At 64.6% G+C, this 15,101-nt stretch carries 15 protein-coding genes; 13 read left to right on the top strand and 2 right to left on the bottom strand.

Annotated features, from left to right (window positions below; all coding sequences use genetic code 11):
• Positions 1–3: 3 nt before the first annotated feature.
• A complete protein-coding gene (locus tag ACN6KF_RS16680) occupies positions 4–1,074 on the bottom strand; it encodes a purine-nucleoside phosphorylase (RefSeq protein WP_434957913.1) in 1,071 nt (356 codons plus the stop codon).
• Between the two features lie 15 nt (positions 1,075–1,089).
• On the opposite strand from ACN6KF_RS16680, the gene ACN6KF_RS16675 reads away from it, so the two are divergent.
• The 5 genes from ACN6KF_RS16675 to ACN6KF_RS16655 all read left to right on the top strand — a co-directional run bounded on the left by ACN6KF_RS16675 (position 1,090) and on the right by ACN6KF_RS16655 (position 5,313).
• Positions 1,090–1,455, top strand: coding sequence for a hypothetical protein (locus ACN6KF_RS16675; RefSeq protein WP_434957912.1), 366 nt, complete (start codon positions 1,090–1,092; stop codon positions 1,453–1,455).
• Between the two features lie 418 nt (positions 1,456–1,873).
• On the top strand, positions 1,874–2,173 hold the full coding sequence (locus tag ACN6KF_RS16670; protein ID WP_434957911.1) for a DUF982 domain-containing protein: 300 nt from the start codon (positions 1,874–1,876) through the stop codon (positions 2,171–2,173).
• Between the two features lie 178 nt (positions 2,174–2,351).
• Positions 2,352–3,365, top strand: coding sequence for a ligase-associated DNA damage response exonuclease (locus ACN6KF_RS16665; protein ID WP_434957910.1), 1,014 nt, complete (start codon positions 2,352–2,354; stop codon positions 3,363–3,365).
• Positions 3,362–5,032 (top strand): cisplatin damage response ATP-dependent DNA ligase, encoded by a 1,671-nt coding sequence (locus tag ACN6KF_RS16660; protein WP_434957909.1) that lies wholly within the window; start codon positions 3,362–3,364, stop codon positions 5,030–5,032. Before ACN6KF_RS16665 ends, ACN6KF_RS16660 begins: the two co-directional genes overlap by 4 nt.
• A gap of 2 nt (positions 5,033–5,034) precedes the next feature.
• Positions 5,035–5,313 (top strand): DUF6460 domain-containing protein, encoded by a 279-nt coding sequence (locus ACN6KF_RS16655; RefSeq protein ID WP_149253881.1) that lies wholly within the window; start codon positions 5,035–5,037, stop codon positions 5,311–5,313.
• Between the two features lie 31 nt (positions 5,314–5,344).
• On the opposite strand, the gene ACN6KF_RS16650 is transcribed toward ACN6KF_RS16655, so the two are convergent.
• On the bottom strand, positions 5,345–6,130 hold the full coding sequence (locus ACN6KF_RS16650) for an HpcH/HpaI aldolase family protein (protein ID WP_434957908.1): 786 nt from the start codon (positions 6,128–6,130) through the stop codon (positions 5,345–5,347).
• Positions 6,131–6,243: 113 nt separating this feature from the next.
• On the opposite strand from ACN6KF_RS16650, the gene ACN6KF_RS16645 reads away from it, so the two are divergent.
• From ACN6KF_RS16645 to ACN6KF_RS16610, 8 genes are all read left to right on the top strand, one after another.
• The gene (locus tag ACN6KF_RS16645; RefSeq protein WP_434957907.1) at positions 6,244–7,026 is read left to right on the top strand and encodes an IclR family transcriptional regulator; all 783 of its coding nucleotides are present in this window, start codon (positions 6,244–6,246) and stop codon (positions 7,024–7,026) included.
• A gap of 133 nt (positions 7,027–7,159) precedes the next feature.
• On the top strand, positions 7,160–8,080 hold the full coding sequence (locus ACN6KF_RS16640; protein ID WP_434957906.1) for a cupin domain-containing protein: 921 nt from the start codon (positions 7,160–7,162) through the stop codon (positions 8,078–8,080).
• Between the two features lie 147 nt (positions 8,081–8,227).
• On the top strand, positions 8,228–9,175 hold the full coding sequence (locus ACN6KF_RS16635; RefSeq protein ID WP_434957905.1) for a DUF6282 family protein: 948 nt from the start codon (positions 8,228–8,230) through the stop codon (positions 9,173–9,175).
• Between the two features lie 169 nt (positions 9,176–9,344).
• On the top strand, positions 9,345–10,658 hold the full coding sequence (locus ACN6KF_RS16630; protein WP_434957904.1) for an MFS transporter: 1,314 nt from the start codon (positions 9,345–9,347) through the stop codon (positions 10,656–10,658).
• A gap of 82 nt (positions 10,659–10,740) precedes the next feature.
• On the top strand, positions 10,741–12,099 hold the full coding sequence (locus ACN6KF_RS16625; protein WP_434957903.1) for an MATE family efflux transporter: 1,359 nt from the start codon (positions 10,741–10,743) through the stop codon (positions 12,097–12,099).
• Between the two features lie 144 nt (positions 12,100–12,243).
• Entirely contained in the window at positions 12,244–13,887 is a 1,644-nt protein-coding gene (locus tag ACN6KF_RS16620; RefSeq protein WP_434957902.1) for an ABC transporter ATP-binding protein, read from the top strand.
• Positions 13,884–14,405, top strand: coding sequence for a MarR family winged helix-turn-helix transcriptional regulator (locus tag ACN6KF_RS16615; RefSeq protein WP_434957901.1), 522 nt, complete (start codon positions 13,884–13,886; stop codon positions 14,403–14,405). Before ACN6KF_RS16620 ends, ACN6KF_RS16615 begins: the two co-directional genes overlap by 4 nt.
• Positions 14,402–15,100 (top strand): SDR family NAD(P)-dependent oxidoreductase, encoded by a 699-nt coding sequence (locus tag ACN6KF_RS16610; RefSeq protein WP_434957900.1) that lies wholly within the window; start codon positions 14,402–14,404, stop codon positions 15,098–15,100. Before ACN6KF_RS16615 ends, ACN6KF_RS16610 begins: the two co-directional genes overlap by 4 nt.
• Position 15,101 lies beyond the last annotated feature (1 nt).

Here is a 15,101-nt window from a genome sequence, read left to right as displayed (position 1 = left end):
CGCCTACAGCCTGCCGGCTGACCATGACGGCCAGTTCTTGAGGACCGCGTCGGCGAAGGTCGAGCCGACACGATAAGCATTGGCAACCGACGGGCCGAAGCCGCCGGACTTGGCTCTGAGCGACTCTGCCGCGCTCTGGCCGGGCGCCTCGCGATCGAAGTTGGAGGCGGTGCGCAGCACGGCGATGCGGTCGAAGTCGAGCAGGCCGGCTTCGGCACCGCGCTTGAGGGCGGTCAGCGTGGCATTATCTTCCATCTGCGTGGTGCAGTAATTCGCCTTGCCGTCGGTGGCATGCTTGGCCCAGCGTTCCATGGCCTCGCCGATCCTGGATCCGTGCCAATAGGTGTCGATCGAGACGGTATCGCACAGCTTCACTGTCGGTTTGTCGCGGGCGGCTTCGTCCTGATAGCGGCTGCGATAATTCTGCGCGTCCTTGCCGTCTGCGAGTTCGACGGAGCGGGTCAGCTCGAAGGCCTTTTCCGCCAGTTTCGGATTGAGCGCATAGACCTCGGTACCGGCGTTCCAGCCTGCCTTGTCGCTCGGCTTGGCGGCGCCGAGGGGCAGCATGCCGTCGGGCCAGTCGGCGGGGATCTGGCGCGGGTCGATATCGTGGCGCAGGCCGCCATCGATGACATAGCGCGCCCACAGCGCCGATCCCAGCGTGCCGTCCTTGGGATCGACGCCGGCAATGCCGTCGATCAGGAAATAGGTCTGCTTCAGGTCGAACTTGCCGCCGAGGACGAGGGCTGCCGTCGAGCTGGCCGCATTGGCATAGCCCATGGCCGTCGTCATCACGCACAGGCCGTCGGTATCGCACGCGACGTCGGGATATTCCCGCGACAGGCCGGGAACCTTGATTTTCGTCGTCAGTTTCCGGGCCTCGAGCCAGGGCTTGGTTTCCTCGCCGAACATGGTGATCACCATCACCTTGGGGGCGATCCGTTCGGCGGCGCTGACATGGGTACTGACGACGAGAGCCAGTGTCGCCACCAGGCCGGCGCCGACAAGATATTTGCTTGCGGATGGCACCCGCGATTGGGCCTTGGCCAGCATCGGCGTCCGGTTGAACAGCATCTGGAAGGGATCTCCATGGTTGCCCTCTCCGGTATCGCATGGGCGGGGCGATGTCATCCTGTTCCACATGATGGTGACGCCGCATTTTGTTCATCATTTGTGGACGGGAGTGCCGAGAAAGTTGAGGAAGGGCGGATCGTGCTCAATTTTCCCGCTTCTTGGCGGGGGATGCTTGTGGTTTTTGGGGAGCGGGGGCCTATTGATGCGGAGATTGGACGCCCGCCCATGGACCCTGATGACCTTCGTAAAATCGCGGTGCTCGTGTTCGTGGCACTCTTGCTCGCTGCGTGTATTTGGGTCTTCGAAACCCTGAAGGCCGACAATGACCTGTTGAATTGCGTGACGTCTGGGCGCACCAACTGCGAGCCGCTGCATCAGTAATGGATCGCCCGGAAACTCAGGCACTTCGCGGTCAGACGTTCAAGCTTCGGCCTCATATTTGATGCGTCAAGGGGGCGCTGAGCCGGCAGGCGCGCTAGATGGCGAGGATGACAGGCCAGCCGCTGCCTGGCTGTTTCGGGCCGCCACCGCCGGTGATGCACCGCAGTGTCCCGAAGGCATCGACCATGCAGGTCATGACGGCCTTCGCTTTCCACGCATGCTCGGGAACCCAACCAGCTTTGGAGCGTTGCTGCTGTCGTCATAGCTGTTGGGCATATTTTGATTTGATCCGTAATTTGGGGAGAAAAACCCGCTTCCGACGGCGCTTGGGAATTCGCCTTGAAATCGGCGCTGCGGGTTCAAATCTCTGTCTCGGCTTCGAACGGCCATACACTTATTGGACTAGTTGAGGTGTGAAATGTCGGAAGTTGCCTTCCATCATCCTGTCTCGTTCAAGCTCGGGCACAATCGGACGGTTGTGATCCGATCGGTTCAGCAGGCACTGGATTTTCTCGACAATCGGTGGCCTGAGATGGGTGAAGCTCTCTATGTGGTTGCCCGAGGCGCCTGCCTTGAAGCGGTGATCGACGGGGGGAAAGTCAAAGCCGCGAGATATGCCTTCATGGACGCCCTGGTCGAGGCTGGGCTTGAGCCGGTCTTCGAGTTCGGATTCATGTCGGCAATGAGCAACAGTTCACACAATGGATTGGTGACCTGAGCGATGATGGTAAAGCAAATCAAGGTGACTTGGAGTGGCAGGACTTGAAGTGGCGGGACAGGCGCTCGGCGTGGCCATGCCAGCCTGAAAACTGGAGGACGCTGGCACGCACCTTCTGGCACACACCTCCTGGCACCCGCACCTTGGCCCCGTTCCGCTTTCACCCTATGTTCTCGCGATGCGGCCTTCGGACTTGCTGATTCCGACGCCGTCGGGGCTGTATTGCCCGCTGGCGGATGTCCATGTCGATCCCATCGGGCCGGTCGAGCGGGCCCTGATCACCCACGCCCATTCCGATCATGCCCGCGCCGGTCATCGCCAGGTGCTGGCCACCGCCGAGACGCTGGCGATCATGGCGGCGCGCTATGGCGAGGATTTTTGCGAAACGCGCCAGACCGCCATTCTCGGCCAGAAGCTCGATCTCGGCGGCGTGAGCGTGACGTTTCACCCCGCCGGCCACGTGCTGGGCTCGGCGCAGATTGCCTTCGAGGCAAAGGGCCTGCGCATCGTCGCCTCGGGAGACTACAAGCGCCAGGCCGATCCGACCTGTCTGCCCTTCGAGCCGGTACCCTGCGATGTCTTCATCTCGGAAGCCACCTTCGCCCTGCCGGTGTTCCGCCATCCCGATCCCCGGCAGGAGATCGGCAAGCTGCTCGGGTCGCTGGCTCTGTTTCCCGAGCGGGCCCATCTCGTTGGCGCCTATTCCCTCGGCAAGGCCCAGCGCATCATCGCCATGGCCCGCCAGGCCGGTCATCAGGCGCCGATCTATCTGCATGGCGCCATGGAGAAGGTGACGCGCCTCTATGAAGCCTTCGGCATCGAACTCGGAACGCTGCAACTGGTGCGCGACGTCAAGCCTGCCGGACTGGCTGGTGCCATCGTGCTCTGTCCGCCCAGTGCGGCCCAGGAAGCCTGGTCGCGCAAGATGCCGGATCCCCTCAGCGTCTACGCTTCGGGCTGGATGCGCATCCGGGCGCGGGCGCGCCAGAGTGGCGCCGAACTGCCGCTGGTGATCTCCGACCATGCCGATTGGTCCGATCTGCAGCGCTCGATCCTGGAGACGGGCTGCTCGGAGCTCTGGGTCACGCACGGCCAGGAAGATGCACTGGTGCATTGGGCCGGCAGCCAGGGGCTGAAGGCCCAGCCCCTGCACATGATCGGCTATGGCGACGAGGAGGCGGAGGAGGCATGAACCGCTTCGCCGAATTGCTTGATCGCCTTGCCTATGAGCCGGGCCGCAACGCCAAGCTGCGGCTGCTGACGAGCTATTTCCGAGATACGCCCGATCCGGACCGCGGCTATGCGCTTGCGGCGATCACCGGGGCGCTGTCCTTCCGCAACGCCAAGCCGGCCGTGCTGCGCGAGTTGATCGGCGAACGGGCCGATCCCGAACTCTTTGCGCTGTCCTACGACTATGTCGGCGATCTTTCCGAGACCATCGCGCTGATGTGGCCGGCCCGGCCGGGCATGAACCATGCGCCTACCTTGTCGGAAGTGGTGGAGGCTCTGAGCCAGGCCGGGCGCTCGGAAATGCCTGCCCTGATCGCCCGCCATCTCGACGCGCTGGACGAGAAGGGGCGCTGGGCATTCCTCAAGCTCATCACCGGAGCGTTGAGGATCGGCGCTTCCGCCCGTCTCGCCAAGAGCGCCGTTGCGGCGCTGGGCAAGCTCTCGGCCGACGACATCGAGCTGGCCTGGCCAGGCCTGCAGCCACCCTATCAGGAGCTGTTCGCCTGGGCGGAAGGCAGGGGCGAGCGGCCCGAGAGCGGCAACCCCGCCCCGTTTCGGCCGGTGATGCTGGCCCATGCCCTGGAAGAGGGCGATCTTGCGGCCATCCTGCCGGACAGCCATGTCGCGGAATGGAAATGGGACGGCATCCGCGTCCAGGCCGTCGGCGCTCTCACTGAAAATGGACCCGTGCTTCGCCTTTACTCCCGCACCGGCGAGGATATTGCCCCGGCCTTTCCCGATCTCGTCGAAGCCCTCAATTTCGAGGGCGCCATCGATGGTGAATTGCTGGTGCGGCGGCTCGGCGAGGATGGTGCCGGCCGCATCGAGAATTTCAATGCCCTGCAGCAGAGGCTCAACCGCAAGAGCGTGACGCCCAAGCTGGTCGCCGACTATCCCGCCCATATCAGGGCCTACGACCTGCTGGCCGAAGGGGATGAGGATCTGCGCGATTGTCCCTTCATCGAAAGGCGGGCCCGACTGGAGACTTTCGTGGCACGCCTTGCTTCGCCACGCCTCGACCTTTCGCCGTTGGTCGCCTTCGCCGGGCCGGACGCCCTGGCGTTGGCCCGGGAAAATCCCGCTAGCGCTGGGGCCGGTCCTGACGCCGAAGCGGTCGAGGGGCTGATGCTGAAGCGGCGCGACAGCCTCTATGTGCCCGGCCGGCCGAAGGGGCTATGGTTCAAGTGGAAGCGCGAGCCGTTCCGCATCGACGCCGTGCTGATGTATGCCCAGCGCGGCCATGGCAAGCGTTCCTCCTTCTATTCCGACTACACGTTCGGTGTGTGGAAGGGTGAGGAGCTGGTGCCGGTCGGCAAGGCCTATTTCGGCTTCACCGACGAGGAATTGCGCGACATCGACCGTTTCGTCCGCAACAACACGGTGAACCGCTTCGGGCCAGTGAGGGAAGTTGTCCACACCGCCGAGAAAGGCCTGGTGGTGGAAGTTGCCTTCGAGGGACTGGCGCGTTCCAGCCGCCACAAATCCGGCGTCGCCATGCGCTTTCCTCGGCTGGCACGCTTGCGCTGGGACAAGCCGCCGAGCGAGGCGGACAGGCTGGAAAGCCTCACTGCCCTGCTTGACCGCGGGGCCGTCACGCCCGAAATAGGCCCTGGTACGGTAGGAGATTAGGTATGGCTGGGCTGGAGAAGTTCATGGGCGGCTCGGTGATGGGCACGATTATCAAGCTGGTGGTGGTTTCCGTCGCCGTGGGCCTCGTGCTGGCCTGGCTCGACCTCACCCCCTGGGAACTCCTTGCCAGGCTCCGGCACTTCCTCGAGCGCCTGTCGGCGCAGGGCTTCGGCATGATCAAGGACCTGTTCGGCTATTTCCTGCTCGGAGCGGTGATCGTGGTTCCGATCTGGCTCGTGCTGCGCCTCTTGAAATCCGCCCCCTCCGGCGGGCGCAAATAGAACGCGAAAGCCTCCTTGCCGCCGCGTGCCGTTACGCGGCGAATTCCTTGGAAAAGCTACCCAGGCTTTCGGCCGCTGCCTTGCGCATGAAGGCCTGGTCGGAGGCCATGATGAAGGCGAAGGCACCGAGGGCATGGTAGCGCCTCGCTTCGGCCGCACTGGCTACCATCATGCAGACGGGCTTGCCGGCCCGTCCGGCCGCAGTGCAGATCGTCTCGACGGCGGCTTGGACGGCAGGCGCGTCGGTGCTCTCAGCCTGCAGCGCCACCGTAAGATCGCCCCGCCCGATGAAGACGGCATCCAGGCCCTCTGTGGCCAGAATGGCGTCGATCTCCGCCAGCGCTTCCGGGTCCTCGATCATCGCGATGAGACTGACATGTGCGTCCTGTCGATCGACATGCTGCCACATGCCGAGGCCTCCATAGCGCCCGGCGCGCGGCGAATTGGAAAAGCCCCGCCGGCCACCGCGATAGCGGCAGGCCTCGGCGGCTTCCCGGGCCTTGGCCGCGGAGGAGATGTGCGGGACGAGGACCCCTGCCGCTCCGTCGTCCAGCGCGCCGAGGATGCGGCTGATCTCGGGCACGCGGACGATCGCGGCGGTGCCGGCTGCGCGCGCTGCCAGCAGCACCAGTTCCGTCTGGCCACGATCGAAAGGGGCATGTTCCTCGTCCACGACAACGAAGTCGAAACCGAGATCGCCGAGGATTTCGGTTGCATGGACGGTCGGTGTCTTGATGAACGATCCGAGGAGGGGTTTTCGCGAAAGCAGGCGCTGGCGGAAATTGTCTGTGGGGTGTGACAGGCTGTTGGCAGGCATGGGATTGTTTTCTCTTGTTTCGTTAGTCGAAACATCGTTTCTATAATCAGGTTCAACTCAAAGGGCGCCCATGTCAATGGGCAGATGTGCCCTTCCTCGTGAGGGAATGAAGAATGCCTCGTGTTAGCGGCCCGGGTGGCGACGGCGTGCAGGCGGTGGTTCTGGCCATGCGCATCCTGGAATTGCTGGCGGAGGAGGGGCGGCCCATGGGCGTGTCGGCGATGGCCGTCGCGCTGGAAACCACCAAGAGCCGGATCTGGCGCTATCTGCAGACGCTGGTGCAGCACGGCTACGTCGTCCAACTGCCGGAGACCGAGCGCTACCAACTCGGCAGTCGTCTGATCAAGCTGGGGCGGGCCGTGGGGGAGGGGCGCGATATCGTCTCGGCCAGCGCGCGGGCCCTGCGGGAATTGCGCGACAGTCTCGGCCATTCCGCGGTGATTGCCCAGCTGGAAGCGGATGGGGTGCGCGTTCTCACCACCGTTCCAGGCAAATCCACCGTCGAGATCGGCGTCCGGCCTGGATCTCTGCTCGATTTTCACAGTTCGGCCCAGGGCAAGATCGCTCTGGCCTTCGGCAATGATGCCTTGCGGGCCGCTGTGTTCGGCATGCGCCTGGAGCGCCGCACGCAGGCGACGATCGTCACGCCCGGCGGCCTGCGCAAGGAGATCGAGCGCGTGCGCCAGGCCGGCTGGGCCACCGCACCGAACGAGATCCTGATCGGCCTGAATGCGCTGGCAGCACCCGTCTTCGATGCCGCCGGCTCCCTGGTGGGCACGCTGGCGATCGTCGACTCCGTGCAGTTCATTACCGAAACGCCCACCGCCGAACAGATCGAGCGAACGGTCAGGGCCGCAAAGCAGGTTTCCGAAGCGTTGGGCTACGTGCTCGATTGACGGCCGTTGGTGGCCCTCTTGACAAGGGAGAGCTTTGTCTCAAAAATAAATAGAACGTCGTTTCAACTAACGAAACAATAAGCTAGTCGGTCGATGCGGCGCAAAGTGCGTCGGGTCCCGCTGGGAGGTTGCCATGTATGACGCTTCGGATCCGCGTTCGACGCTGGCGTCGGTCCACGCCGCGCCGGCGGCGACCGAGTTCGCCGGTGCCGATTGCGGCAAGTTCTACGAGGCCGCGCCCCAGGAGGACGATGCCAATGGCCGCAGCTGGCTCATCCGCAGCCAGCATTGCGTGGTTGCCTATACGGAAGCGCTGGATGGTGCCTGCTTCCGCCGCGCCGCACAGGCCGACGAATATGTGCTCCTGCTGCCCGATGCGGGCGTGAGCGCCGAGGTCGAGACCGCCGACGGCAAGGCGCGCGTACCGGGCTATTCCATCGTCTTCGTTCCGCCCGGCCCGAGCACGATCCGGATCGTGGGATCGGGGCCGGTCGTGCGCTTGTTCACCACCAGGGCCGAGGATCTCGCGGCCCGCTGCGTGAACGCGGCATCCTATGAGACGGCGCATCCCAATGTCGGGCCGTTCCAGCCCTGGCCGCAGGCGCAGGGTGGGCCCCAGCTGCATGTCTATTCGCTCGACGTGCCGGACGAGCCGGGGCGGTTCGGGCGCATCTGGCGCGGCTCGACCATGATGGTGAATGTCCTGCCGGTGCAACACGGGCCGCGCGACGTGACCAAGCTCTCGCCGCATCATCATGATGATTTCGAACAGATCTCCCTCGCGCTGGAGGGCGCCTTCACCCATCACCTGCGCTGGCCCTGGACCACGGATCTCAACGCCTGGCGCGACGATCAGCACGAATATTGCGAAGCGCCTTCGGTGATGGTGATCCCGCCGCCGGCCATCCATACCTCCCGCGGCATGCTGGCCGGGGTGAACCAGCTCGTCGACATCTTCTGCCCGCCGCGCCTGGATTTCTCGCTGAAGCCCGGCTGGGTGCTGAACGCCGCCGACTACCCGATGCCGGCTGAGGGTGCTGGCATCCTCTCTTAGCCCATTGATCGCACGGCAGAGCCGGCAGGCCCAAGGCGTTTTGCGATTTGGTGGAATCACCGGGAATCGCAAAGACGCGTCGGAACAAGGAGTTAGAGCAAATAGGCGTTCACTCTTGAACGCGCTTTTCTCTAGGGAGCCAAGACCATGGATGCACTGACCATCGATACCGGATCGACCGGGGATACCCAGCGCATCGACGCGCTGCTCAAGGGTGCGATCGATCCCCATGTGCATAGCGGGCCTTCGATCGCGCCGCGCGGCCTCGACCACCTGGAACTGGCCCGCCAGATGTCGGAGGCGGGCTTTGCGGCGGTGGTCACCAAGGACCATGACTATGCCGGCGTGGCGACGGCGGCGTTGATTTCCCGGCACCATCCGGAACTGACGACAAAGGTCTTTTCCGGCATCGTGCTCAACAATGTGGTGGGGGGCATCAACCCCCATGCCGTCGAGCATACGGCGGCGATGGGCGGCAAGGTCGTCTGGATGCCGACCTTGGCCGCCGAGAATCATCTCGAATGGGAGAAGACATCCTCCTGGTCGCATCCGGCCTCGACCCAGAAGATGCGGCCGGCCCGGGCGGTCCCGGTCCTCGACGCCAACAGGCAGGTGCTCGATGAGGTCAAGGACGTCCTGGACGTCATCGCCCGCAACCGCATGGCGCTTGCCAGCGGCCACCTGCATGTCAGCGAGACCTGGATCCTGTTCGAGGAAGCCCAGCGCCGCGGTGTCGAGCGCCTGATTTTCACGCACCCCGAGGACATCGTCGGCGCGAGCCTGGAGGATGTGAAGGGCATCGCCGCCATGGGTGCCTATGTGGAGCATTCGCTCTGCATGTTTCTGGAAGGATCCAAGTTCAAGACCCGCTCGGCGGAGGATCTTCGCCAGCAGATCGAGGCGGCCGGTATCGACCGCACCATCCTGTGTTCGGATCTCGGACAGGTCGGTGTGTTCAGCCCGCTGGAAGGGTTCCGGCGCGGCGTCCGGCTGTGCCTGGAACTCGGCTATTCCGACGAGGCGATCCGCCGGATGATTTCGACCAATACGGCGCGTGTGCTCGGCCTGGAGGAACTCGTCCTCCGGGCAGCCTGAGCAGCGCCCCAGGGCAGCGTTCTGCTCCTGTGGCGCCTTCGGGCTCCCGAATGCGGGCGCCTGTGCCGCGCCGATCTACGCGTACCGACATAACCGGCCCCACGCTCGCGCCTGCCAACGGAGCTGGACGCGCAGCCTTCAACACAAGGCCGGAAGCAGGGAGGAATGCATGTTCGCCTGGTTTACCAGTCTCGATCGTACCGAGCGCAAGACGCTCTATGCCTGTTTCGGCGGATGGGCCGTCGATGCGCTTGACACCCAGCTCTACAGTTTTCTCATCCCCACTTTGATCGCAGTGTGGGGCATGACGAATGCCGAGGCTGGCTTTCTCGGAACCTCGGCCCTGATCTCCTCCGCCATCGGGGGCTGGGCGGCCGGCATCCTGAGCGACCGGATCGGGCGCGTGCGCGTCATGAAGCTCGCCATCCTCTGGTTTTCGTTTTTCACCGTGCTGAGCGGTTTTTGCAACTCCTTCGAGCAGTTGCTCGCCGCCCGCATCCTGTCGGGCATCGGCTTCGGCGGCGAATGGGCTGCCGGCTCGGTCCTGATGGGTGAGATCATCCGTTCCGAATATCGCGGCAAGGCGGTGGGAACCGTGCAGAGCGCCTATGCGATCGGCTATGCCATTGCGGCGGTTCTCTCGTCCATCCTGTTCGCGACCCTGCCGGATACGCAGGCCTGGCGCTGGATGTTCTGGCTTGGCGCGGCGCCGGCCATTCTTGTCCTGCTTGCCTTGCGCGGCGTCCCCGAGCCCGCTGTCTTTCTGGCGGCGAGGGAGAAGAGGGTGAAGGCCGGGCAAGCGCCCGCCAGCCCGTTCATGATCTTCCACCGGCGCTATCTCCGCACCACCTGCCTGACCTCGCTCCTGGCCTTCGGCGTGCAGGCGGGCGGCTTTTCCATGGTGATCTGGCTGCCGACCTTCCTGAAGACGGTACGGGAAATCTCCACGGTGGGCGTGGGCTATCACATGTTCGTTCTCACCGTGGGCTCCTTCGTCGGCTATATCGTCGCCGCCTATCTGTGCGACGCCATCGGCCGCCGCCGCAACTTCCTGCTCTTTGCCCTGCTGAACTGGATCTTCATACCGGCCTTCCTTTATCTGCCGGGTGGCGGGGTGGTGATGTTTGCGCTCGATTTCGTGCTCGGCTTTGCCGCTCTGGGAATTTACAGCGCGCTCGGGCCCTATTTCACCGAATTGTTTCCGAACGCCATCCGGGGCAACGGCCAGGGTTTTGCCTATAATTTCGGCCGGGCCGCCGGTGCCTTCTTTCCCACGGTCATCGGCCTGATGACGGCAGGTGGCGTCCTCCTGCTGCGCGATGCCATGGCCGTCACCGCGGTCAGCGCGTATTTCTTCGTGCTCCTCGCCATCGCCCTGCTGCCTGAGACGCGGGGCCGTGAACTCACCGAGGAGATCGAGAAGGACGATGCGGGGCAGGGGGCGCTGCACCTGGCGCAATCGGCTCCCGGAAGCGGTACCTGACCGGAACGGCAATCGGGCTTGGGCGAACACCTTGGAATGACTCTTGATTGAGGCTACCAAGGCGTGAGGAAAATCACCGCCCATGCCTGTCGCTTCGCCCGATACCCCCGTTCGTCCCGTCCCCGTCAGCCACCGCATCGTCATCGGCATCGCCGCGCCGATGACCTTGGCGCATCTGTCCACGCCACTGCTCGGGCTGGTCGACACCGCCGTGATCGGCCAGATCGGCAGCGAGGCCCTGCTCGGGGCGGTGGCTCTCAATGCCCTCCTGTTCGACTTCCTGTTCTGGGGCTTCGGCTTCCTGCGCATGGGCACCGCCGGCCTGACGGCGCAGGCGGTCGGCGCCGACGACAGGCTGGAGCAGCGGGCGGTGTTCCTGCGGGCGCTGGTGATGGCCGCCGTGCTCGGCCTTGCCATGGTGGCATTGCAGCGCGCAATTGCGGCGGTCGCTTTCCCGCTGCTCGGTGCCTCGCCCGAGGTGACCCATGCGGCGGAGATCTATTTCGCCATCCGCATCTGGTCCGCGCCCTTCGCCTTTGCCAATTATGCCGTGCTCGGTTGGCTGATCGGGCTGGGCCGGACCACCACCGGCCTGTTCCTGCAGATCGGCATCAACCTCGTCAACATCCTGCTCTGCGTCCTGTTCACGCTGGCGATGGGCTGGGGCGTTGCGGGTACGGCCTGGGCCACCACCCTGGCGGAGACGGCCGGCGTCGTCGCTGGCCTCGCTGTGGTCGCAGCTCATTTCGGCGGGCGCCTCGGTGTGCCCCGTACCTTGGTCTTCGACAAGGCCAAATTCGTGCGCATGATCGCGATCAACCGTGACATCATGCTGCGCACTTTCGCCTTGCTGGCAGCCTTCGTCTTCTTTGGGCGCCAGGGCGCGCTGGCCGGCGATGTGACGCTGGCCGCCAACGCCATCCTCAACAATTTCTTCCTGGTCGGTGGCTATTTTCTCGATGGCATTGCCACCGCGGCCGAACAGCTCAGCGGGCGCTCGATCGGTGCCAACAACCGGCCGTCCTTCGAAAAGGCCGTGCGCTATTCGGTGATCTGGAGCCTGGCGCTGGCGATCGGCATGTCTGCCCTGCTGTTCGTGGCGGGCGGGGCTTTCATCGATTTCATGACCACCAGCACCTCGGTTCGCGAGCTGGCCCGGCAATTCCTGCCCTATGCCGCCATCACGCCTGTCGCGGGCGCGCTCGCCTTCACCTTCGACGGTGTCTATGTCGGTGCCACCTGGAACGCAGCCATGCGCAACCTGATGGTAGTGGCGCTCGCCTGCTATTTCGGGCTGTGGTGGCTGCTGCAGCCCCTCGGCAATCACGGCTTGTGGCTCGCCTTGATCGGTTTCCTGGTGGCGCGCGGTGCGGGGCAGGGGCTGGCCTATTTCCGCCTGCTGCCAGGTTCGTTCTCCGGCATCCAGGCCAAGGCCGCCTGATCGGCCTGCCCCGGTTTGCGGCAGCGCAACATCTTCGCTGCCTGAAATTTCCGCTTGGCGCTGCCGACAAAATTAGTTGTAATCGTCCACTATATCGAGGACGGGGTACAAGCACCCCGCCGGTGATTGGGAAGGATGGTCACGATGCTGGTCTCCGACGCCGAGCCGAAAGCCCCGGGCGCGACCATCCTGTCGGTGGACAAGCTCACCGTCAGCCTGCCGCGCAACATGGAACGGCCCTACGCCGTCGAGGACATTTCCTTCGAGCTCAAGGCCGGCGAGATCCTCTGCATCATCGGTGAGTCCGGCTCGGGCAAATCCGTTACCGCCAACACGATCATGGGCCTGCTGTCGACATCGCTGACGGTGACGGGCGGGCGCATCCTGTTCAAAAACATGGACCTGCTTGCGGCCCGGGAAGAACAGCTGCGAGACCTTAGGGGCCGGGCTGTCTCGATCATCTTCCAGGATCCGCTCTCGGCGCTCAATCCGCTGATGACCATCGGCGACCAGATCTCCGAGGCGATGGAGGCCCATGGCGTGGGCACGCCGGCCGCGCGGCAGCAAAAGGTCGTCGAACTCCTCGGCGAAGTCGGGCTGCCCAATCCCACCACCATCCGCCATCAATATCCCTTCCGCCTCTCCGGCGGCCAGCGCCAGCGCGTGATGATCGCCATTGCCCTGGCCCTCGATCCGGACGTGCTGATCGCCGATGAGCCGACCACGGCGCTCGACGTTACCACCCAGGCCCAGATCCTTGAGCTCATCCGCAAGATCCAGCGCCGCAAGGGCATGAGCGTGATGTTCATCACCCATGATTTCGGCGTGGTGGCCGAAATTGCCGACCGCGTCGTGGTGATGGAAAAGGGCCGGTTGGTGGAGCAGGGCACGGCTGCCCAGGTCCTGCGTGACCCGCAGCACCCCTATACCAAGACGCTGATCGCGGCCGTGCCGCGCATGGTGGCCGAGGATGCCATCCCTGCCGCACTGCCCCCTGTCATCCTGGAGGCCGATGGGATCAGCAAGACCTACCAGGGCCAGGGGCGCTTCTTCGCCAAGGGCACGCCGGTGCGTGCCGTCGACGATGTCAGTTTCTCTGTCCGGCAAGGTTGCACCCTCGGGCTCGTCGGGGAGTCGGGCTCGGGCAAGTCATCGCTAGGGCGCGTGCTGATGAAGCTGATGGGCAGCGATGGGGGCCGCATCCTGTTCGAAGGGCGGGACATCGCGCCCTTGCGCGAGGATGAGTTCCGGCCGCTGCGTCCGCGCATCCAGATGATCTTCCAGGATCCCTATGCCTCGCTCAATCCCCGCCACACCGTCGGGCGCATCCTCACCGTCGGCCCCATGGCGCAGGGCATGGCCGCGGGCAAGGCCAAGGAGAAGGCCGTCGGCCTGCTCGGCCGCGTCGGCCTCGACGCCGGCGCCTATGACCGCTTTCCTCATGAATTCTCCGGCGGCCAGCGCCAGCGCATCGGCATTGCCCGCGCGCTGATGTTCGATCCCGTCCTGCTGATCGCCGACGAGGCGGTCTCGGCGCTCGACGTCTCGATCCAGGCCCAGATCCTGCAATTGCTGGCACGCATCCAGAAGGAGATGCATCTGGCCATGATCTTCATCACCCATGATCTGCGCGTCGCGAGCCAGATCTGCGACGAGGTCGCGGTGATGTTCAAGGGCCGGATCGTCGAGTCCGGGCCGCCGGCGCAGGTCTTCCGCAGGCCGCAGAACGACTACACCAAGCGCCTGGTGGCAGCCATTCCGGGCAGCGAATGGGAGCCTGCCGCATGAAGGAAACACGGGCCAAGCCGCCGACGCTACCCGAGCATATCGACCTCGACGTGCTCGAGAATACGCTGAGCTTCTATATCCGGGTGATCAGCCTGGCCGTGTCGCGCGACCTCGACGAATGGCTCGACGGGCTCGAAGTGGCCAAGGGCACCGGTAAGGTCACCACGTTGCTGCTGGTCGACAGCCATCCCGGCATCCGCCCCTCGGTGATCGCGCATCTGGTGATGAAGGACCGCTCCGCCATGGGGCGGCTGGTCGACCACATGATCGAGCAGGGGCTGCTCACCCGCAGGATCTCGTCCAACGACAGCCGGGCACACGAACTCTACATCACGCCGGCGGGCGCGGAGCTCGCCGCCAAGGTGCGCGTATTGGCGACGGAGCAGTCGAAACGCTTCTTCGACTTCATTCCCGAGCATGAGCAGAGACAGGTGATGGACATTCTGAAGCGGGCCTATTGCCGTTTCGTGGGCATGCCGCCTCGGAACGGTGCCGACAAGGAAGGACAAGTGGCATGAGTGAGCAGAGGGTAGCCCTGATCTCGGGCGCCAATCGGGGCATAGGGCAGGCGGCGGCGGCCGAGCTCGCGCGTCGGGGATGGCGGCTCTCACTGGGCATGCGGCATCCGGAGCAACCCACCTGGGCGGATCCAGACCACGTCCATTTGCAAGCCTATGACGCTGTCGATCCCCAGGCGGAGGCCGATTGGGCCGAGGCGGCCCTGCAGCGTTTCGGGCGCATCGATGCTGTTATCGCCAATGCTGGCATCATGATACCCAAGAACGTCATCGAGGCCGAGGACGAGGACCTGGACGCGATGCTGGCCGTGAACGTCAAGGCGCCGCGGCGTCTGGCCAAGGCAGCCTGGCAGGCGCTGTCCGAAAGCGGGAGCGGGCGGGTGATCGTCATCGCTTCGCTGTCAGGCAAGCGGGTCAAATCCTCGCGCGCCGGGCTCTATTCGATCTCCAAATATGCGGCCGTTGCGCTGGCGCACGGCATCCGCCATGAGGGCTTCGAGCGCGGCATCCGCGCCACCGCGATCTGCCCCGGCTTCGTCGCCACCGACATGGCTCTCGGCCTGACCGACCGCGCCGCCGAGAAGATGACCTCGCCGCGCGATCTCGCCCGCATCATTGCCATGCTGATCGAACTGCCCAACGAAGCCAGCGTCGCCGAATTCACCATCAACTGCCAGCTCGAAGAGTCCTACTGAC

It is taken from the genome of Labrys methylaminiphilus subsp. lupini (assembly GCF_051161885.1).
Lineage (GTDB): Bacteria > Pseudomonadota > Alphaproteobacteria > Rhizobiales > Labraceae > Labrys.
Note: the sequence above shows the minus strand (reverse complement) of the source record. Positions and strands in the feature narration are given on the sequence as shown.